Source organism: Wocania arenilitoris, assembly GCF_021728535.1.
Lineage (GTDB): Bacteria > Bacteroidota > Bacteroidia > Flavobacteriales > Flavobacteriaceae > Wocania_A > Wocania_A arenilitoris.
In genome coordinates this window covers 18,110-38,646 of the sequence record NZ_JAKKDU010000006.1, presented here as the reverse complement: position 1 = coordinate 38,646, position 20,537 = coordinate 18,110, and the positions used below count along the sequence as shown (strand labels likewise).

The window sequence follows — 20,537 nt, the reverse complement described above, 5'->3', positions numbered from 1 at the left end:
ATATCTAAAATAAATTATATGCATATTATTTTATAACTCCTATAATAAATCAACTTTATAAAATTAAACCTATTTTTAGGGATTCAACTATTTTAAAATTAGTAGATGACAAATACTAAACGTATTGGATTAATACTTGGTCATTATTATTTATAGCAATTCGACTTTTTTATTCCCCTAAAGACTTATTAGACGAAGCTAACGGTATTTTAGCATCAACTGCTTGGATTGCCGTTTGGTGGATAACTGAAGCTATACTAATTGCAGCTACAGCATATTACCAATTGTTTTATTTCCGCTTACAGGAAGTTTAGATATTACTACAACAACAGCATCATTTAGACATATATTTGTGTTTTTATATTTAGGTGGCTTTATAATTGCCATTGCTATCTATTGAAAAATGGAATTTACATAAACGCATTGCCCTTAACATGATCAATATCATTGGTTCGAATGCTAATAAAATCATTTTAGGGTTTATGGTCGCTACAGCTTTTTTATCGATGTGGATATCTAATACCGCTACTTCGGTAATGATGCTTCCTATTGGCATAGCTATTATCAAACAATTAAAATACAACCCCAAAACAGATGAAGATGAAAATTTAATTTTTGGTAAAGCTTTAATGCTCGCTATAGTATACAGCTTTTCTATTGGTGGTATTTCCACCTTAATTGGCACGCCACCAAATTTAGTTTTGGCTGGTGTAGTTACAGAAACTTACGGGTATGAAATTACGTTTTCGCAATAGTTTATCTTCGGTTTTCCTATTTCTATTATTTTACTTTTTATATGTTGGAAATATTTAACCAAATTCGCATTTACTTTTAAACAAAAGGAATTTCCTGGAGGCAAACTAGAAATAAAGCGCTTACTAAATGCTTTAGGTAAAATGACTTATGAAGAAAAAATCATTGCTATAGTTTTTGCTTCCACAGCCTTTTATTGGATCACACGTTCTTTTCTTCTTAACAAAATATTTCCTCAAATTGATGACATTATAATTGCTATTTTATTTGCTTTAGTGTTGTTTTTAATTCCATCCAAAACAAAGGATAAAAAAAATATTTCTTAGAAAGATACCAAGAATTTACCTTGGGGAATTATTCTCCTATTTGGTGCTGGTATGGCATTAGCAAAAGGTTTTGAAACTAGTGGGTTAGCTTTATGGATTGAAAACCAAATGACAACATTTGCTGGAGTTAGTACCATTTTATTAATTTTACTTTTAATCGCAGCTGTTAAATTTTTAACTGAAATCACTTCTAATCTAGCTACTACCGCAATGCTTTTACCTGCACTAGTGCCTATGGCTTTAACCATAGATGTACGTCCCTTTTATTTTAATGGTTGGAGTTGCAGTTGCTGCATCTTGTGCTTTTATGCTTCCTGTTGCTACACCAGCAAATGCAGTTGTTTTTGGGTCGGGTTATTTACGCATTCCCGACATAGCAAGTAAAGGCATTATAATGAATGTAATTTGAATAATTATCCTAACATTATTTGTGTATTTTATTCTTCCTGAATTGTGGAATATTGTAATAGAAAGGTTTCCCGAAAATCTTAAAAATTAGCACTATTGTTTACAAATTCTAAGGCTCGTTTTTCATTATAATACACATTCTTTTTATCAATAAAGCCTGCGTGCCCGCCATAATTTGGCATTTCTAAATACAGATTAGAATTGTTTTTAGCCTCCTTAACAGGAAAACATTCTGGAGATAAAAAGGAGTCGTTTAGTGCATTAATAATTAAGGTTGGTATTTTAATATTTGAAAGAAATTGAAGACTCGCACATTTAGAGTAATAATCTTCAGCATCAATAAATCCGTGAGCTTTTGAGGTGTAAACATTATCAAAATCATATAATGTTTTAATAGATTTGATGTCCTCATTTTTAATTGAACCCGGAAATCGTTGCTGTTTTTCTTTAAGTCTTTTAACTAATGGCTTTAAAAACCTATCATGGTATAACTTATTTTTTAACGTGTGTAATTCTTTTGCCGCACCAGATAAATTACACGGTACCGAAACAGCTATACCTGCTTTAATTTCTTTGGGAATATGATTTCCTTCTCCTAAATATTTCAAAATAATATTTGCACCAAGACTGATACCTTTTAAATATATATCATTGTAATTTTTAGCTGAAATAATATGATTAATAATTTCTACTAAATCACCAGTAGCACCAGAATGATAACTGTAATATTTTAAGTTTTCTTCTCCGCTACAACCTCTAAAATTAACACAAACTGCATCTATACCATTAGTGTTGAAATGTTTTGCAGCTCCTGTTATATATGGTCGTTGTCCATGACCTTCTAACCCGTGCAATAAAACAATAAGCTTATTATTTTTGTTGCTAGAAAAACTCCAATCTAAATCTAGAAAGTCACCATCATTTAGCATAATACGCTCTCGTTCTTGCTCTAAAGAAATTTGTCTTATCAAGCCAGAATATACTGTTGAAATAAAACCATTTTTAAAATAAAAAGGAGGTTTGTAAGTTGATTCTATTATTGGCATAATTGGGTATTAGGTTTTGGGTTTTGGGCTTAATCGAATTCTAAAGATGTAAATTTAAAATCTCTTCCATCAAACAATCCTTTATCGCTTAATTTAAGTGACGGAATAACCAATAAAGCCATAAACGAAAGCGCCATATAAGGTGCATATAATTTACTTCCCAATTTCTTTGCAAATTTATCTAAATCAGCATAGGCCTTACCAATACTTTCTCCATCTTTATCACTCATTATTCCTGCAACAGGAAGTGATACTGTTTTTTCTTCGGAATTGGAAATAGCACAAATACCACCTTTATTTTCTATAATTAAGTTAACAGCTTTACAAATCGCTTCATCCGAAACACCTACAGCAATAATATTATGCGAATCATGTCCAACAGATGATGCAATAGCGCCTTCTTTCAAACCAAAGTTTTTAATAAACGCTATCGCCGGTTTTTGATCCCGATAGTCCCCGATAGTAATCGGGACGGGATGATAACGATTAACGACTGTCATTTTTAGAATATCTTTTTCGATATTTGAAATCAAATTACCTTCATCTATCAAAGCGTCTTCAATAATCTCGTTAGTTACCAACTGCCCTTCTAAAGCTTCAATCACTCGAATTTGTTTTGAAGATGATTCAAATTTAAAATCTGAAACTTTTTTCTTTTCACAATTGAAGTTGTTAAGATTATTAAACGATACAGGTTTTATTAAAGATTCACCATTATCAAAAACTAATTCACCATTAATATAAGTTTGAAGCGTTTTAAAATCCTTTAAATCTTCAACAACGATGACATCAGCAGCATCTCCAATATTTAACAATCCAACATCAAGATTATAATGTCTTATAGGGTTTACACAAGCTGCTTTTAATACCTTAAAAACATCAATTCCCTTTGCAACAGCTCTAGCACAAAGCTGGTTAATATGACCAACAATTAAATCATCAGGGTGTTTATCATCACTACAAAACATCATGTTTTCATAATGCTCTGGTAATAAATCGATTAAAGCCTCAAAATTCTTAGCAGCACTACCTTCTCGAATTAAGATTTTCATGCCTTTTTGAAGTTTCTCTAAAGCTTCTTGGTAAGTAAAACATTCATGATCTGTTGAGATTCCTGCATTGATATACTTAGAAATGTCTTCTCCTCTTACACCGGGTGCATGACCATCAATGGGTTTATTATAATGTTTTGCCCAAGCTATCTTTTTTAAAACGTCTTCGTCGTCAAAAAAAACTCCTGGATAATTCATCATTTCAGCTAGATATTTAATGTCTGGATTTTCTAGAAGCGATTTTATTCCATCGGAATCGATAATGGCACCAGCAGATTCAAAATTGGTGGCAGGCACACACGATGGTGCACCAAAATTAAATTTAAATGGAGTTTGCTTACCATTTTTAATCATAAATTCCACCCCTTTAACACCAAGTACATTTGCAATTTCATGCGGATCTGAAACCGTCGCTACCGTACCATGCTTTACAGCAATTCTTGCAAATTCTGATGGCACTAACATGGAGCTTTCAATGTGGATATGAGCGTCTATAAATCCTGGTAGAATAAAGTGGTCTATATTATGATTTTTTTCTTCAATAGATGAAATCCTCCCATTTACTAAAGTGATTTCGCCTTTATAAATGCGTTTGTTTTGTATGTCGACTATTTGACCTTGTAGTTTCAAATTACTTTAACTCAATTTTTAAAATTTGCTTTGTGTTTTTAGTTACTTTAAACCTATCGTCTGCTCGTTTATTTATGACCCAAACAATATCATTTCCTGAACATAATAACAATGCATTTTCTTTATCTAAAAGCGATAATTTTTCGTCTTTAAAATATTTACTTAATTTCTTTTTACCTTTCATTCCTAAGGGATAAAGCACATCCCCTTTTTTCCATTTTCTTATTGTTAATGGGAAATTGAGTTTGTATTTATCTACATATATAGTGTGGTTTTGTGTTTCTGAAATAGCATCAACTTTATCAAAAAATAAAATCCCTAACGGAATTTGCTTATTACTATCATCCTTATTAATTAGAATTTCCTGATTATCATTTAGTTTTATTTCACTTAATAATAAATGCTTACGATTTTTGATTAATCGATGTGTTTTTGAAAATACTTGTTTTCCTGTTTCGGCATTTAATAAATCTAAAACATCGTTCCATTCAGTAAATCCGTATTCTTTAAAAACTTCAAATAAATAGGCTTTTGGATTATTTACTTTTTTAAATTCTGAAATTTTAAATGCTATATGATTATCATCAGTAGTATCTATAGCCTTTTTTAAAACAGCATTAGTGCTTTCTTCAACAATGTCTATTGTATCATTTAAATTATTGAGGGTAGTTTGAAAATTTTGCAACAACTTAGGATTCACTTCTTTTAAAACAGGAATAACATCGTGCCTTAATTTGTTACGTAAATATTTGGTTGACGCGTTACTACTATCCTCGCGCCATTTTAAATTTTCATTTTTTGCATAAACTTCAATTTTTGCTCGAGAAAATGGTAATAATGGTCGTACTATATTATCATTAATTTCAGGGATTCCTATTAAGCCCTCTAAACCTGTTCCTCTGGTAAAATTGATTAAAACCGTTTCTAAATTATCATCGGCATGATGAGCGGTTAATATAAAATCGTATTGCAATTGTTTAGCAATTTCATCAAACCAATTATAGCGTAACTCGCGGGCTGCCATTTGTGTAGAAAGTTTATTTTCTTTAGCATAAGCTTCAGTATCAAAACTTTCAATAAACACTTCTAAATTTAAGTCATCAGCCAATTGTAAAACAAAATCTTCGTCGGCATCACTTTCTTCTTCTCTTAAATTAAAATTGCAATGAGATAAGGTTATATTCAATTTTAATTGATGACATAAATGTGTTAATACTACACTATCTAATCCGCCAGAAATAGCAATAAGTAGTTTGCTTTTTTTAAGAAAAGGTAAGTTATTATTAATATGATTTTTAAATTGTTTTAGCATGTTTTCAAATATACAACATTGCCCATTTATATACACAACTTATAACCATATTACAATGATAAAAATCATGTTTGAAGCTCATGTTTTTTCTTAGTTTTAAAGTATAAATTTTAATACCTAAAAATATGTGCTCAATCGATAAATTAAACGATAAAAAAACTCAAGACACTTTTAACAAAAAAGTAATTTCTGCAACACAACATTTACAAGCTTACATTAAACATCGTTTATACATAGGCGAATCTAAAGGTATTATCCCAAAAAACATGTATGCCTCAAACGATTTTATAGATGAAGCTGTTGCAAAGTTTTATGAGGGTGGTTATGATGTTGACATGGAACCTTTAGCGATAAAAATTAAACTGTTTAAAATTGTGGATACTGATTTAGATGAACTCTTTAAAAAAGAGGCATTTCATCAAAATACGCTAAGTACAAATTCAATTTTAGAGGAAGAGTTAGATGGATTGGAGGAAAATTTTACCGTTGATGAAGATTTTGATTTTATTATGAATGATGAGCTTAATGATATTTCGTATAAACAAGACCGCAAGCACAAGCATTTGTTTATTTATGAAAATGATAACACCTCTCTAAAAAATGCACTTGAGGTTGAGGATATGTCTGCTTTAAACAGCAAGAATATATTAGGAAAATTCTATACCCTATTGCCATTAAAAGTATCAGAAATTGTAGATTTATTTGTCTTTGGAAGATTAGATTACGATGAAGTTGCTCAAATTAAAAATATAGAAGCAAAACGTGTAAAACGCATTTTAGATTTAACCATTGAAAGTTTAAAAGAGCGTTTAGGTTAATGCTCTAAAACTGTTCGCATAGCCTTAGCTTTTACTAGGCATTCCTCGTATTCCTTTAAAGAATTACTTTTTGCAGTTATAGCACCACCAACAGAATACGATATATATTTTTTGGTTTTGTTGTATAAAATACTTCTAATAACCACATTAAAATCGAAATCGCCAGTTGGCGTAAAGTAACCAACAGCACCAGAATAGAGCCCACGCTTAGTTTCCTCTAAAGCTTCAATAATTTTCATTGCAGAAATTTTTGGAGCACCTGTCATACTTCCCATTGGGAACGTGCTTTTTATTATGTTTACTGGATGTGTGTTTTTATCTACTTTAGAGCTTATAGTAGAAATCATTTGATGCACTTGATCAAACGTGTAAATTTTACACAATTCTTCAACCTTAACACTACCCTTTAATGCGGTTTTTGATAGGTCGTTACGCACTAAATCTACAATCATAATATTTTCGCTGCGCTCCTTCTCATCGCTTAACAAATCGTTTTTTAACTGCTCGTCTTCCTCAATAATATCAGAGCGTTTTGCAGTTCCTTTTATTGGTTGCGAAATAATGGTGTTACCTTTCTTTTTTAAATAACGCTCTGGAGATGCCGAGAGCAAATACTTATCATCACACTTTAAAAAGGTAGCAAAAGGCGGATTTGAAATGGTATTAAGTTTGTTGTAAGTTTCTAATGGATTAATAACAGTGTTTTCAGCATAAAACTCCTGACAAAAATTGGCTTCATAAATGTCGCCTCGATGTATGTGAGCAAGCATTTTATCTATTTTTTCGAAATACTCATCTTTATGAATACGAAGTTTTATTTTAATAGCATTTGACAGATTGCCACGTCCTTCGTTCTCGCAATGACAAATAGCTTTTAAATCATCTTTAATTTCATCATCAACACAATTTAAATATTGAATTTCAACTTCATTATCCTTAAAAAGAAATAGCTTTTTAGGCTGAAAAAAGTATAAATCAGGAAATTCTAAACCATCAAAATTATTAGAGCCCAAATCTTCAACATCATTCTTCAAATCATAAGTCAAATAGCCAAAAATCCAATCATTTACTGAGGTTTGATACTCTTTTAATTTCTCAAAACCGTTATAAAAATCAGTTTGAATACTGGTAAAGGCATGAACTGCTAAAACCGCATCGTAGTTAGTATAGTTCTGTGCGTCTTTATTGCTGGCTGGATTTGAATCTAACCAAACTACATCCTCAAATTGTTGTGCCCAAACCAATAATTGGCTTTTAAAAGTTTTAGGCGATTTTATTTTATGATGTAAAGTTGTTCTCAATAGAAATGAATTGGCTGCAAATTACTGAAATTTAACCGTGTTAAAAAAGCCCACAATAGGCATTTAAAAAAATAATTATCATAACTAATTTATTTAGCTCATAATTCAAAAGATTTAGCGTCAATAAGAATAAAACCGTTTATTAATATACCTTTGCCCTAAATTTAACAGTATCATGACTTTTGAAGATTTAAATTTAAATACGCCTTTACGTAACGCTTTAACCGATTTAGGTTTTACAACACCAACACCTATTCAAGCAGAAGCTTTTAATGTAGTTGCATCGGGCAAAGACATGGTTGGTATTGCACAAACGGGTACAGGAAAAACCTTTGCCTACATGTTTCCCATACTCAAAAATTTAAAGTTTTCTACCCAAGAAAATCCAAGAGTTTTAATTTTAGTGCCTACGCGTGAGCTTGTTGTGCAAGTAGTTGAAGAAATTGAAAAACTTTCAAAATATATTAATAATCGCGTTTTAGGGGTTTATGGTGGCACCAATATTAATACACAAAAACAAGCTATTGCTGAAGGATTAGATATTTTAGTAGCAACCCCTGGTCGGTTATACGATTTGGCTTTAAGTAGAGTTTTGCAGTTAAAATCGATTCAAAAATTGGTTATTGATGAAGTTGACGTGATGTTAGATTTAGGCTTTAGGCACCAATTGATTAACATTTTTGACATCCTGCCACAGCGCAGACAAAACATTATGTTTTCGGCAACTATGACGGAGGATGTTGATGCTTTGATTAATGATTTTTTCAAGAGTCCAGAACGTGTTTCTATTGCGGTTTCTGGTACACCTTTAGAAAATATTTCGCAAACACGATTTAATGTACCTAATTTTTATACCAAAGTGAATTTATTGATTCACTTATTAAATGACATCGAAACTTTTAATAAAGTGTTGATTTTTGTGGCTTATAAAAAAATGGCAGATCGTTTATTTGAAAAACTAGACGAAACGTTTCGTGAAGAGCTTTGTGTGATTCATTCAAACAAAACACAAAATTATAGATTACGAAGCATTGAGCAATTTAGAAGCAGCGAAAACAGAATTTTAATCGCTACCGATGTGATGGCTCGTGGATTAGATATTGATAATGTAAGTCATGTTATTAATTTTGACACACCAGATTACCCTGAAAATTACATGCATCGTATTGGTAGAACAGGTCGTGCCGAACGTAAAGGAGAAGCTCTTGTTTTTTCTACTGAAAAAGAACAGGATGCTATTAATAGTATTGAAGATTTAATGCAAATGGAAATTCCGCTTTTGGACATTCATGATGCCGTTGAGATTTCTACTGAACTTATTGAAGAAGAGCGTCCGCAAATAAAAGAACGTAACAATCCAAATAACTGTAAAGATGAAGATGCAGTTGGACCAGCATTTCATGAAAAAGCTGAAAAGAACTCTAAAGAAAATTTAGGTGGCTCGTATAAATTTAAAATTGCTGCTAAGTACAAAAAGCCTAAAACTAGAGGTGATAAAAATTATAATAAGCGGAATAAACGGAAATAAATTTGGTAGACAGTATTCGGTTGACAGTTAATGACATTTTAAAATTTATCATTTTCAATTTATTATAAAATATCGTGATTCAAAGTGGATTCCTGACTACGCAGGAATGACATAAAATTGAAAATTATTAACCTTTAAAATATGCTATAGCATCATCAATAACATCATTAAAATTTTTAGACACATCAAAATACTTTAAATTATTTTTCTTGCAAGATGTCTTTATTTTTTTACTATGTGATATCATATTTTTTACATGGTCTTTTATGTAATCATCGGTTTTTTCAGTTAACCAATCGTTTTTCTCACAGCTAAACTGCTTTATTTCTTTAACTTTTTGGCTAACCACAACATTAGTAAAACCAAGAAAACATATTTTAAGTTTGTTTGGGTGCTTCTCTAATAATTCTATAATTAATTCTGGAAGTATGGCTTCGCCTTCAATAATATAGTCAATATCACTCCAAAGCATACTTTCAACCATACTTTTAAAAAAACTCCAAAATCTTTTAGCGATTTCATCAGGAAACAACATATCATGTAAACCATATTCTGGAATACCATTTGTAAAACCCATGACCAACCAATCTAGAGATAAATAAGAGATACCTTTTTGAACAGATAGCTTTTTTGCAACTATGGTCTTTCCTGCTCTTGATGCGCCACTAATTAAGTATAACATACTATAATCTCTTTTTCTTTAATACTATTATACCTAACTATTAAAATTTTAGAGTATCAGACTTCGTTAAATTATTAAAAATACTTTCTTTAACTTTAAAAACTGTTCCGTGTCTGGTTCCTTTAGGAAAACTTACTTTATCTGAAATATCTTCCCAATCTATTAAATTAGAAGACTTAATAGCTCCCATTTGGTGCTTGGTATACATATCAAAATAAACAATCCACTCGTCATTAATTTTTATACTTGTTGGCCCTTCTACCCAATTTGGACTGATTGGTTCTGATGCCTCTGAAAAATTTCCACTGAGTTCTTTACTAGTTGCAATTCGAATATTTTTTTGTGCCTTAGGAAGAAGCGTTTCATCTTTTAAAAACATGATGTAACCATCTTCATCCTTTTGAATATTTGAATCAATCACATTAAAGCCTTTATTATAAAACAATTTAGTATCAGCAAACTCAATAAAATCTTTTGTTTTAGTATAATACATTCTGTGGTTATAACCATTGTCTCCAAAAGAATCCGTTTCCTTAAAACGGCCTGGTATAGTAGTAGCCCAAAAAATAAAATACTCTTTGGAGTCTTCATCAAAAAACAGTTCTGGCGCCCAACAATTCCTAGCATTGGCTTCATGGTGCATAACTGGAATATATTTTTGTTCGGACCAATTAATTAAATCTTCAGAATTAGCATAACCTATGCCTTTTTCATTCCAACTAACTGTCCATACCATATGAAATTTATCATCTCCTCCTTTTATAATACATGGATCTCTCATTAGCTTATCATTACCAACTTTTGGTTTTAAAAAAGAATTGCCATTGTTAAGTTCTTTCCAATTAAAACCATCCATACTTGCAGCTATATGTAAACCATCTTCTCCATTTCCTTTAAAAAAAGAAAAAAGATAAACCTCTGATTCTGTATGAGTACAACCTAGTAACATCAGAGAAACTAGTATAATTAAAAAGTGCCTTTTTACCATAAGTAATTCACTGATAACCTTTAAAACTAATCATCAATAGCTTGCATAACTAGTTTTCTAAATTTATTAGAGGTATCATCTCCACTTATTCTTTGGGTTTGTTTTAATAGCACACCAACTACATTTTCTTTTGGGTCTGCAAAATACGTGGTATTAAAATAACCACCCCAAACAAATGTGCCTTCACTTCCGTTACCTCCTATATCCTGTCCTTTTTTATCAACCAATCCAAAAGCTAAACCATGGACATCTTGTATATCTTCAGATATATATGGTATTTGGTTGGCTAAAATGGTTTTAACAGTTGTTCTGCTCAATAATCTGTTTCCGTTTAATTCACCTTTATTCAAATACATTTGTAAAAAAGTGGCATAATCTTTTGCTGTACTTGTTAGTCCTGCGCCACCAGAGAAAAAGCGTTTTGCGCCTTTAATTGGGTAATCGGTATCATAAAAAGTAACTGGAAATTTTTCCCATTTATCATCATCATCTTTAGTTTGCACAGTAACTAAACGATTGTATTTAGACTCTGGTAAATAAAACTGTGTATCGTGCATCCCTAAAGGCTCAAAAATTCTGGTTTTTAAAAAATCATCAAAAGGCATTCCTGATACTATTTCTATAAAATAACCCAACACATCTAACCCTTCACTATACGTAAATTTTTCTCCAGGATTATGATGCAATGGTAGTTTTGCTAACTTTTTAATATTGTCTTCAATACTAATATCTTTTGTGGTATATAAATCTATAATACCTGCTTTATTATAAATTTTATTAAATCTAGAATCGCCATCAATTACCCCATAACCAATACCTGAAGTATGTGTTAATAAATGCCTAATTGTGATTTGTTTTTTTGCTGGTTTTGTTGTGTATGATGAATCGTTTTCGTTAAACGTATCTAAAATTTGTTCGCCTTTAAACTCTGGGATGTATTTAGAAATGGGATCATCTAAATTAAACTTGCCTTCTTCCCAAAGCATCATTACTGCAGTAGACGTAATTGCTTTTGTTTGAGAAGCTATTCTGAAAATATCGGATTGTTGCAAGTCTCTTTCTGAAGTATTATCTGCCATACCAAATGCTTTATGATATACTACTTTTCCATGTCTTGAAACTAATACAACAGCACCCGGAATTATATTATCACTAACAGCTTTATTTAACATAGTATCAATATAACTAAGTCTTAATTCTGACATACCAACTGATTTAGCTGGAGCTTCAGGTAATACTTTAGGTAAATTGGGTTGTGTTTCGGTTTTACTTTTAAAACAGCTAATAAAGAAAAAAGAAGCAACAAAAAGAATGAGTATTTTTTTCATGGCGAAAAATGGTGGTTTTTAGTTTGACTTAAAAAGCTAAGTTACTATTTTAAAATCATTTATAAAAAACCTTATGTATGCCAAAAAAAATCCCTTTTCAAATTAATGAAAAGGGATTTAATCATAATTATATAAAATAGATTATTCTTTTTGCATTCCGCGTAAAACCAAAATAACAATTCTAGGTAGAATGAATGTTAAACAACCAAATACAGTAGTTAAAAAAGACACTTTTAATCCTCCAGCCATCATACGTGCATCAATATCTCCAAAAACCTCATAGGAATCAAAAGCATTAATCATACCAATTGTAGACCCCAAAAAACCAAACACGAGTCCTAAAATACTAGTATCGGAAGCTAGACTTCTCATTTTTTTAGATTTATTTAAATTCTTTTTAAGATTAAAAAACCCAAATCCAAGAAAGACAAATGCCAACATAAAGCAGATTAGAATAAGTGACATAAAGAAAGGTCCACCTTCGTTAAATCTTTGTACTAAGGTTGAAAAGAAGCCTCTATCCTGTAATAATATAAATGTGTTCATAATTTATAAATTTATTGTTTTTTTGTGAATAATACTGGTTCGCTAGTCTGATCGTTAAAAAATAATGTATTGTTCTCTAAATTAAAGTTTATTATAACAGACATAGCTTCCAATGAAAACTCATCTTTTTTTGTTGCAGTTAGGTTATTCAAATTATTTGGATTCGGTCCCGCTTTTAAAATTTTTCCATGAGCTACAAACGTAAGATCGAAAGGACGTTCTTTACTTTCGTATATGCCTTCATAAGCTTTTACTTCTTGTTCTGTTAATTGTATTTCGTTAATATTAAAATCTGGTATTTTAAAGGTTTTACCTTTAACAGCATTTATAGCACTAAATATTATAGGGAGAAGCTTATAGCTTGCAGCATTTGCTGTAATAGCTAACGCTGTTTTCATTTCTGGAACATACGATACAAGAGATTTAAAACCACCAATACCTCCACCATGTCCCCAAATAGTTAAGCCATTTCTTTCACCCGTTTCTATACCGCTCCCCATTTCATCTCTTACCACTGTCATTTTTTTAAAACTAGTTTCTGACATCAATTTACCACCAAAAAGCGCATCCATAAAAACAACTAAGTCTGAAGGATTAGAAACAATTGCTCCTGCCCCACCAGGATTGCTTAAATGCTCTTCTTTTGCTTGTTTTAATTCCCCTTTTTCATAAAAATATGATAGACACTCATTATCTTCGATATTTATTACACCCCCGAAATACGTATTCTTTAATTTTAACTTATTTACAATGCGTTGTTCTAGAATATTTTTATAAGTATTTTTCTCTATTTTTTCAAGGATATAACCTAAAAGTATATAATTAGTATTACTATATTCCATTTTTTCACCAGGCTCAAAATCTATTTTATGTGTTTGTATTCTAGACAACATTTGAATCTCGCTTGATGCTTGATATAACCAAGAGAAAATATTTGGGTCTCCAGTAATATTAAATAGACCGCTAGTATGATTCAATAAATTAGATATTGATATTTTGGATGCATTTGGAATTTTCGGATAAAAGCTAGATAATTTATCATTTAAACTTATTTTTTTCTCATCCATCAATTGAAATATCATAACAGAAGTAAACATCTTCGTTATCGATCCAATTCTATATTTTGAATCTATAGTAGCCTCTTTTTTAGTATTTTTCATTATGTACTGATAACCAATAGATTTATTATAAATAATATCACCATCTTTTAAAATGGAAAAACTCCCCATCATCTTATTGTTTGAAGAAAGTACATCGAAAAGTGTATCTAATTGTTTAAAGTTTTCTTGTTGAGAAAAACACAATGAACTTATTAAGAAAGAAAAAAACAATAATTGTTTCATTTATTTATAATTTTAGTTAAACATAAAGCAAACCTAATATTCATTTTAAGTCTAAAATCAAAAATGCGACGGATAACCCATTTAGTTCTTTTTATAACCAAAGGCAAAAACCCTTCTTAAATCTGTCATTCGTCTACAAAACAACTATTACCATAAAAATTATAGTATTATTGTAAAGTTGATAATTGTACATGCTAAAAAAAGTCATCTTAAATAAGTTTATTCAAATTATACTTCACACTGTTTTTTGGTGTGGCGTTCTCTTTTTTTATACTTATTTTTTTGGATTTGATAGTAACGATTTTAGTTATGTACTATCCTTTTCACTCTTCTTAATGCCAATAACCGTAGCGACAACCTACGTTTCAATATATAAACTCATCCCCGATTATCTAATAAAAAAACGCTATTTTCTATTTGGCGTTTATAGTTTATACACTCTAATAATTTCTACTTACTTAATTCTCTTATCTGTTTTTTTTGGGCTGGTATATTTATCTAATTTTAAGTACACCAAAATGGCTCCTATTAGCAGAAACTTAGTATTTGTAGCAATTGCAGTTTATTTAGTAGTCATTATTGTAAGTGCTTTTAAATTAGTGAAACTGAATTTGAAACACACGGAAGAAACAAAAATATTAGAAACAAAAATATTAGAAACTCAACTTAAACTTAAAGAGCAAGAACTTAACTATTTGAAAATGCAAATTCATCCGCATTTTTTGTTTAACACTCTAAATACATTGTATGGTTTTGCTTTAAAAAAAGCTGATAAAACTCCTGAAATGATACTAAAACTCTCCAATTTATTAGATTATTTACTATATCAAATAGATAAACCCTTTGTGCTTTTAGTTACAGAAATTAATCATATTAAAGATTATATTGAGTTAGAAAAAATGCGATTTAATAATACACTTAAAGTCAATTTTAAGTATAATAATATTCCTGAAACAACAAAAATTGCTCCTATGCTGCTCTTACCTTTTATTGAAAATAGTTTTAAACATGGTAGCTTAAAAAATGGTCTTTTAGATATAAAAATTGACTTAAATTGTGATAATGATAAGGTTTGTTTTAAAATTGAAAATAGTTTTAATAAAAGTACTCAAACAAGTAATGGAATTGGTTTAGAAAACATTAAAAAAAGACTAGATTTATTATATAAAGATAATTACAACTTAAATATTAGTGATAGCAAAGGTGTTTTTAAAGTAACTCTTAATTTAAATAGTAAGTAATTGCAAAAAAGTAACGATATATCATGCATTATTGTTGACGATGAATTTATAGCGAGAGAAATCATCGGTATTCATCTTTCAAAAATTAGTAATATTAATATAATTGCTAGCTGTAGCAATGCCATGGATGCATTTAAATATATTAATAAGCATAAAATTGATTTGGTTTTTCTTGATATAAATATGCCTGAAATATCAGGTATTTCTTTTGCAAAATCTATAAATAAAGACATCAAAATTATTTTTACAACTGCTTATCGCGATTATGCTGTTGAAGGCTTTGAACTGCAAGCTGTAGACTATTTATTAAAACCGATTTCATTTGAACGTCTACTTAAAGCTGTAAACACTTATTTTGAAGTTTATAGTAATCCTAAGAATGAAATTAATACTATTGGCGAGAATACTGATTTTGTTTTTGTTCGATCTGACCGAACTATGGTGAAAATAGATTTTAAAGACATTATTTATATTGAAAGCTATAGCGATTATATCAAAATTAATCTATCCAATAAAACTATTGTTACTCGAGAAACTATTAGTGCTATAGAAGCAAAACTTCCAAAAAATTTATTTATAAGAATTCATAGATCTTATATAATTTCTATTGAACACATTACTTCATTTACAAAAGAGCAGGTAATTATTATGAAAAAGTCACTTCCAATAAGCCGAAGTTATAAGAGTAAAGTTTTACAATTATTAGATACATTTTAAACAAAAAAATCCCTTTCCATCCTGATAATTATCAGAAAATGAAAAGGGATATAACATGTAGAGAGTTGCTTAATACACAGGAAGTAACCAACCAAATTTTAACCCTAACTTAAAATTAACCCTGTATTTTAACTTGGCTCTCTACAATATCTTTAATTGGTACAACAAGTTTGCCTTGTTCTGTTTTTAAAGTAACCGATATATTATTAACGGTTTCTACTTCGCCTTTAATATTATTAAACTCAATTACTTGTCCTATTTCGTATGTTTTTCTGGCATAATATGTTCTTAATAAATCGCCCACTACTTTTTGAGCACCAAACCCAAAGGCTAAAGCAAAGGCTAATAAAAAGCCTGCTAAAATCATGGTGATATTACTTGTAATGATTTCGGTATCAACACCCGCTTGATTTAAAGCTGTTATTGAAATGAACGTAAGTAATAAGAAAAACACAATCTGACTAATCATTTTTGAGCCTGATAAATCCATCGATTCAAAGAATGATTTGATAGCTTTTTTAACAAAATTAGCCAGTAATAAACCAATAGTAAATACTATTAAAGCAGAGAATAATTTAGGTAAATACCCAAGGAAATTTTTGATTTCCTCTGATACCATTGTAAGATTAAGGATGTCTGTAACCACAATAAGTAGCATGATGTACATAATCCATTTTACAAACTTGGTGATAATTATAATGATGTTGAAGTTTAGTTTTTTGCCTTCAAAAATTTCAATCTCATTTATTTTATCATCTAACTTATCTGCCTTTGCAAGCTTTAACGCTTTTCGTACTATACCAACTATAAGTTTGGTAAGTAACCAACCTATAATTACTATAGCAATAGCACCAAGAATATTTGGGATTACTTCAGCTACTTCGTTTGATATAACTGATAATGAATCCATAACACCTTTATTCCACGCTGTTATTTTTTCCATGATTATTTTTTGTTTTCGTTAGGGTTATCGTTTCTTTTTTTAATGGTTTGCTCCACAATTTTTGCCATATCTACAGAGAATAAGCTCGCTAAATCCATTAGCAACTTAGCCGTGGCAATATCGCTCATAACCTTAGCCTTAAGTTCTTGTGGAACTTCTTTAAGAGGCTGATTTATATGCTTAAACGGATTATCCATTATTTAAGGTTATTAGTATACACGGTTTTTAGTTTGTCTTTAGCGCGTTTAATTCTCATTTTAACAGCGCTTTCGCCAATTCCTAAAATACTTTCAATATCTTTTATAGAAAGAAAATCTTGATATTTTAGTAATAAAATCATTTTCTCTTCTGGAGAAATGAGTTCTAAGGCTACTTTTAATCTATCAACTTTCATATCCAGAAAACTAGTATCATCTTCTTCATAATACGAAAGGTTCTCAATATCTTTATAATCTACTGACTGCTTCTCAAATTTTTTAGCTGCATTTCTGGTTACATAATTTACACAATGATTGTATGTAAAGGCATATAACCATGTTGAAAATTTCGATTTTCCTTTAAAACTAGCCAACCTAACAAAGAGTTTTAAAAAGATATCTTGTGTTAAATCTTTAGCTTCATCAGCATCGTTTACAAAACCAAAGCATTTATTATATACCAATGTAGCATACCTATCGTACAGTATCTCGAAAAGCAATGTGTTATTGGTTTTAACAATTGCTTTTACCAAATCTTCATCAGATAACTTATTAATATTGTCTAGGGTTTTCAATATGTAGCGTACAGCTATTTTAGTTGTTATATTTTAAGACACAGATAACTTTAATAAGTCACATTTATTTTTAAAAAATAAACACTTAAAAATTGAATATAAAAAAAAGCGACTAATATGTCGCTTTTTTTTATCTAAAATTATGATATAGTATTACTGTAAACTTGGAATTGAAACCATTTCATTTACATCTTTATCATAATCTACACCTTGCACTTTAAAGCCAAAAAGATTATAAAAATCAGTTTCGTAACCTTTTAAATCTCCTATTTCTGGTAAATTTTTGGTGGTGGCTTGTTTCCAAAGTTCTAAAACTTTAGTTTGTACATCTTCACGCATTTCCCAATCGTCAATTCTAATTCTGCCAGCTTCGTCTACTTCTAAGTTTTCAGCGTATAAACGGGCATTAAACAAACGTTCAATTTGCTCAATGCAGCCTTCATGAATACCTTGTTCTTTCATTACTTTATATAACAAAGAAATGTATAACGGAATTACAGGAATTGCTGAACTCGCTTGCGTTACTAGCGCTTTATTAACTGACACATAAGCTTTACCATCAATATCTTTTAAAGCATCTGTAATTTTAAAAGCTGTAGCTTCTAAATGGTCTTTTGCACGACCAATAGTTCCTTTTCTGTAAACGGCTTCGGTTAACGACGGACCAATATAAGAATAAGCAACCGTTTTAAAATCCTTAGATAAGACACCCGCAGATTTAAGTTGGTCAATCCACATTTGCCAATCTTCTCCCCCCATTACATTAACTGTGTTTTTAATATCGTCTTCAGTACAAGGTGAGATTGAAATTTCTTTAACTTCCCCAGTATGAAAATCTACTGTATTATCAGTAAATGTGTTTCCAATTGGTTTTAAAACCGATTTAAAACGCTCGCCAGTATCTGGATGTGTACGAACTGGAGATGCTAAACTATATATTAACAAATCAATCTCTCCTAAGTCGGCTTTAATTAAATCGATAGTTTGAACTTTTATCTCGTTAGAAAACGCATCACCATTTATGCTTTTAGCATATAAACCATCTTTGTGTGCTTGAGCTTCAAAGGCTGCACTGTTGTACCAACCAGGAGATGCTGGACGACCTTCGCTTGGTGATTTTTCAAAAAAGGCACCAATAGTTGCTGCTTTAGACCCGTAAGCTGCAGTAATTCTTGATGCTAAACCAAATCCGGTAGAAGCGCCAATAACTAATACTTTTTTAGGACCATTTTTTACTGGTCGTTCTTTAACATAATTTATTTGATTTAATACGTTTTGCTCACAGCCTTTTGGATGCGATGTTAAACAAATAAATCCTCTTGTTTTTGGTTCTATTATCATAATCTAAATGTGTAATGCTCTATCTTCAGTCGCCGCTAAAGCTGCTTCTTTAATAGCTTCAGTAAATGTTGGATGCGCATGAGACATACGAGATACATCCTCTGCACTAGCTCTATATTCCATAGCTACAACAGCTTCTGCAATCATATCTGCAGCACGAGCACCTACCATATGTACACCTAAGATTTCGTCTGTAGTTTTATCTGCCAAAATTTTCACAAAACCATCTAAATCCATACTTGCTCTACTTCTACCTAAAGCACGCATTGGGAACTGACCTGTTTTATATGCAATTCCAGCTTCTTTTAATTCTTCTTCAGTTTTACCAACAGCTGCAACCTCTGGCCATGTATAAACCACTCCAGGAATTAGATTATAATCGATATGTGGTTTTTGTCCAGCTAAATTTTCTGCCACAAAAACACCTTCTTCTTCTGCTTTATGAGCTAACATTGCACCTTTAATAACATCTCCAATAGCGTAAATATTTGAAGCCGAAGTTTGCAAATGTTCATTGACTTCAACCTGACCTCTATCGTTAATTTTAACTCCTGCAGCCTCAGCATTTAAACCATCTGTATAGGGACGACGGCCAACAGATACTAAACAATAATCACCTTTAATTTCTACTTCTTCTCCCTTTTTATTATCTGCTTTCACTATAACTTCATCTCCTTTACGCTCAACAGATTTTACTTTGTGAGAAACATTTACTTTAAACTTAGCTTTTTTGAATACCTTATTAAGCTCTTTTGATAAACCAGCATCCATCGTTGGAATAATACGATCCATATACTCTACAACAGTAACTTCTGAACCTAATCTTTTATAAACTTGACCGAGCTCTAAACCAATAACACCACCACCAATAACTATTAAGTGTTTTGGAATTTCTTTAAGTTTTAAAGCCTCGGTTGATGTGATAACACGTTCTTTATCTAATTTAATAAACGGTAAGTTAGATGGTTTACTTCCTGTAGCAATAATGGTGTTTTTTGCTTCAATTTCTTCGCTTGCTGAGTCTGTCGAAGCATCAGTTGAAATGGTTATATGAGTTGCATCTTTAAAGCTTCCTAAGCCTTGATAAACATCAATATTATTTTTTTTCATTAAAAAATCAATACCTCCTGTGGTTTGGTTTACAACAGCTTGCTTACGTGCAATCATTTTTTCAAGATTCACTTTTATATCGCCAGGAATTTCAATACCGTGTTCTTCAAAGTGTTTTACAGCATCTTCGTAGTGGTGAGACGAATCTAGTAAAGCCTTGCTTGGTATACAACCCACATTTAAACACGTACCACCAAGCGTTGCATATTTTTCAATTATAGCTGTTTTCATGCCTAATTGTGCGCATCGTATTGCTGCTACATATCCGCCAGGACCTGATCCTATTACTGCTACATCGTATAAGTTCATAAGAATATTTTGTTTATTGTCTTAATTTAACGACTGCAAAAAT

Annotated in this window: 18 protein-coding genes and 1 pseudogene; 5 read left to right on the top strand and 14 right to left on the bottom strand. The window is 30.8% G+C overall.

The window, feature by feature from the left end; translation table 11 throughout:
• The first annotated feature begins 105 nt into the window (after nucleotides 1-105).
• Nucleotides 106-1,578 (top strand): annotated as a pseudogene (locus tag L3X37_RS06195) (SLC13 family permease).
• On the opposite strand, the gene L3X37_RS06190 reads toward L3X37_RS06195, so the two are convergent.
• The 3 genes from L3X37_RS06190 to tilS are packed head-to-tail and all read right to left on the bottom strand — an operon-like array spanning nucleotide 1,568 to nucleotide 5,527.
• The gene (locus L3X37_RS06190) at nucleotides 1,568-2,533 is read right to left on the bottom strand and encodes a YheT family hydrolase (RefSeq protein WP_237239303.1); all 966 of its coding nucleotides are present in this window, start codon (nucleotides 2,531-2,533) and stop codon (nucleotides 1,568-1,570) included. The pseudogene L3X37_RS06195 and the gene L3X37_RS06190 sit on opposite strands and share 11 nt — an antisense overlap.
• 29 nt (nucleotides 2,534-2,562) lie before the next feature.
• Nucleotides 2,563-4,215: an adenine deaminase gene (gene ade, locus L3X37_RS06185; protein WP_237239302.1), complete on the bottom strand. Its 1,653-nt coding sequence runs from the start codon at nucleotides 4,213-4,215 to the stop codon at nucleotides 2,563-2,565.
• 1 nt (nucleotide 4,216) lies between these two features.
• The gene (tilS, locus tag L3X37_RS06180; RefSeq protein ID WP_237239301.1) at nucleotides 4,217-5,527 is read right to left on the bottom strand and encodes a tRNA lysidine(34) synthetase TilS; all 1,311 of its coding nucleotides are present in this window, start codon (nucleotides 5,525-5,527) and stop codon (nucleotides 4,217-4,219) included.
• A 125-nt stretch (nucleotides 5,528-5,652) separates the two neighbouring features.
• Between tilS and L3X37_RS06175 the strand changes: the two genes are divergently transcribed.
• Nucleotides 5,653-6,345, top strand: a complete 693-nt coding sequence (locus tag L3X37_RS06175; protein WP_237239300.1) for a sigma-70 RNA polymerase sigma factor region 4 domain-containing protein — start codon at nucleotides 5,653-5,655, stop codon at nucleotides 6,343-6,345.
• Here L3X37_RS06175 and L3X37_RS06170 read toward each other — a convergent pair.
• Nucleotides 6,342-7,646, bottom strand: a complete 1,305-nt coding sequence (locus L3X37_RS06170) for an anthranilate synthase component I family protein (RefSeq protein ID WP_237239299.1) — start codon at nucleotides 7,644-7,646, stop codon at nucleotides 6,342-6,344. The genes L3X37_RS06175 and L3X37_RS06170 overlap by 4 nt on opposite strands.
• A gap of 175 nt (nucleotides 7,647-7,821) precedes the next feature.
• On the opposite strand from L3X37_RS06170, the gene L3X37_RS06165 reads away from it, so the two are divergent.
• On the top strand, nucleotides 7,822-9,174 hold the full coding sequence (locus L3X37_RS06165) for a DEAD/DEAH box helicase (protein WP_237239298.1): 1,353 nt from the start codon (nucleotides 7,822-7,824) through the stop codon (nucleotides 9,172-9,174).
• Nucleotides 9,175-9,301: 127 nt separating this feature from the next.
• On the opposite strand, the gene L3X37_RS06160 is transcribed toward L3X37_RS06165, so the two are convergent.
• The 5 genes from L3X37_RS06160 to L3X37_RS06140 form a co-directional block, all read right to left on the bottom strand.
• A complete protein-coding gene (locus L3X37_RS06160) occupies nucleotides 9,302-9,856 on the bottom strand; it encodes a hypothetical protein (protein ID WP_237239297.1) in 555 nt (184 codons plus the stop codon).
• Nucleotides 9,857-9,896: 40 nt separating this feature from the next.
• Nucleotides 9,897-10,844: a glycoside hydrolase family 43 protein gene (locus tag L3X37_RS06155; protein WP_237239296.1), complete on the bottom strand. Its 948-nt coding sequence runs from the start codon at nucleotides 10,842-10,844 to the stop codon at nucleotides 9,897-9,899.
• A 26-nt stretch (nucleotides 10,845-10,870) separates the two neighbouring features.
• The gene (locus L3X37_RS06150; RefSeq protein WP_237239295.1) at nucleotides 10,871-12,172 is read right to left on the bottom strand and encodes a serine hydrolase domain-containing protein; all 1,302 of its coding nucleotides are present in this window, start codon (nucleotides 12,170-12,172) and stop codon (nucleotides 10,871-10,873) included.
• Between the two features lie 141 nt (nucleotides 12,173-12,313).
• Nucleotides 12,314-12,718, bottom strand: a complete 405-nt coding sequence (locus tag L3X37_RS06145; protein WP_237239294.1) for a MotA/TolQ/ExbB proton channel family protein — start codon at nucleotides 12,716-12,718, stop codon at nucleotides 12,314-12,316.
• An 11-nt stretch (nucleotides 12,719-12,729) separates the two neighbouring features.
• Nucleotides 12,730-14,061, bottom strand: a complete 1,332-nt coding sequence (locus L3X37_RS06140; protein WP_237239293.1) for a serine hydrolase domain-containing protein — start codon at nucleotides 14,059-14,061, stop codon at nucleotides 12,730-12,732.
• A gap of 518 nt (nucleotides 14,062-14,579) precedes the next feature.
• Between L3X37_RS06140 and L3X37_RS06135 the strand changes: the two genes are divergently transcribed.
• Both L3X37_RS06135 and L3X37_RS06130 read left to right on the top strand, forming a co-directional pair.
• Nucleotides 14,580-15,302 carry a sensor histidine kinase gene (locus tag L3X37_RS06135; RefSeq protein ID WP_237239292.1) on the top strand — a complete coding sequence of 241 codons (723 nt, stop codon included), beginning with the start codon at nucleotides 14,580-14,582 and terminating at the stop codon, nucleotides 15,300-15,302.
• Nucleotides 15,303-16,019, top strand: a complete 717-nt coding sequence (locus L3X37_RS06130; RefSeq protein WP_237239291.1) for a LytR/AlgR family response regulator transcription factor — start codon at nucleotides 15,303-15,305, stop codon at nucleotides 16,017-16,019. It begins immediately after the preceding gene.
• Between the two features lie 115 nt (nucleotides 16,020-16,134).
• Here L3X37_RS06130 and L3X37_RS06125 read toward each other — a convergent pair whose 3' ends face one another.
• The 5 genes from L3X37_RS06125 to lpdA all read right to left on the bottom strand — a co-directional run bounded on the left by L3X37_RS06125 (nucleotide 16,135) and on the right by lpdA (nucleotide 20,494).
• Nucleotides 16,135-16,962: a mechanosensitive ion channel family protein gene (locus L3X37_RS06125; protein WP_237239290.1), complete on the bottom strand. Its 828-nt coding sequence runs from the start codon at nucleotides 16,960-16,962 to the stop codon at nucleotides 16,135-16,137.
• Between the two features lie 2 nt (nucleotides 16,963-16,964).
• A complete protein-coding gene (locus L3X37_RS06120; protein ID WP_237239289.1) occupies nucleotides 16,965-17,159 on the bottom strand; it encodes a hypothetical protein in 195 nt (64 codons plus the stop codon).
• The gene (locus L3X37_RS06115; protein WP_237239288.1) at nucleotides 17,159-17,734 is read right to left on the bottom strand and encodes an RNA polymerase sigma factor; all 576 of its coding nucleotides are present in this window, start codon (nucleotides 17,732-17,734) and stop codon (nucleotides 17,159-17,161) included. The genes L3X37_RS06120 and L3X37_RS06115 overlap by 1 nt, the downstream gene beginning before the upstream one ends.
• A 153-nt stretch (nucleotides 17,735-17,887) precedes the next feature.
• Nucleotides 17,888-19,075: an enoyl-ACP reductase FabV gene (gene fabV, locus L3X37_RS06110; RefSeq protein WP_237239287.1), complete on the bottom strand. Its 1,188-nt coding sequence runs from the start codon at nucleotides 19,073-19,075 to the stop codon at nucleotides 17,888-17,890.
• A gap of 3 nt (nucleotides 19,076-19,078) precedes the next feature.
• Nucleotides 19,079-20,494: a dihydrolipoyl dehydrogenase gene (gene lpdA, locus L3X37_RS06105; protein WP_237239286.1), complete on the bottom strand. Its 1,416-nt coding sequence runs from the start codon at nucleotides 20,492-20,494 to the stop codon at nucleotides 19,079-19,081.
• Nucleotides 20,495-20,537: the final 43 nt, after the last annotated feature.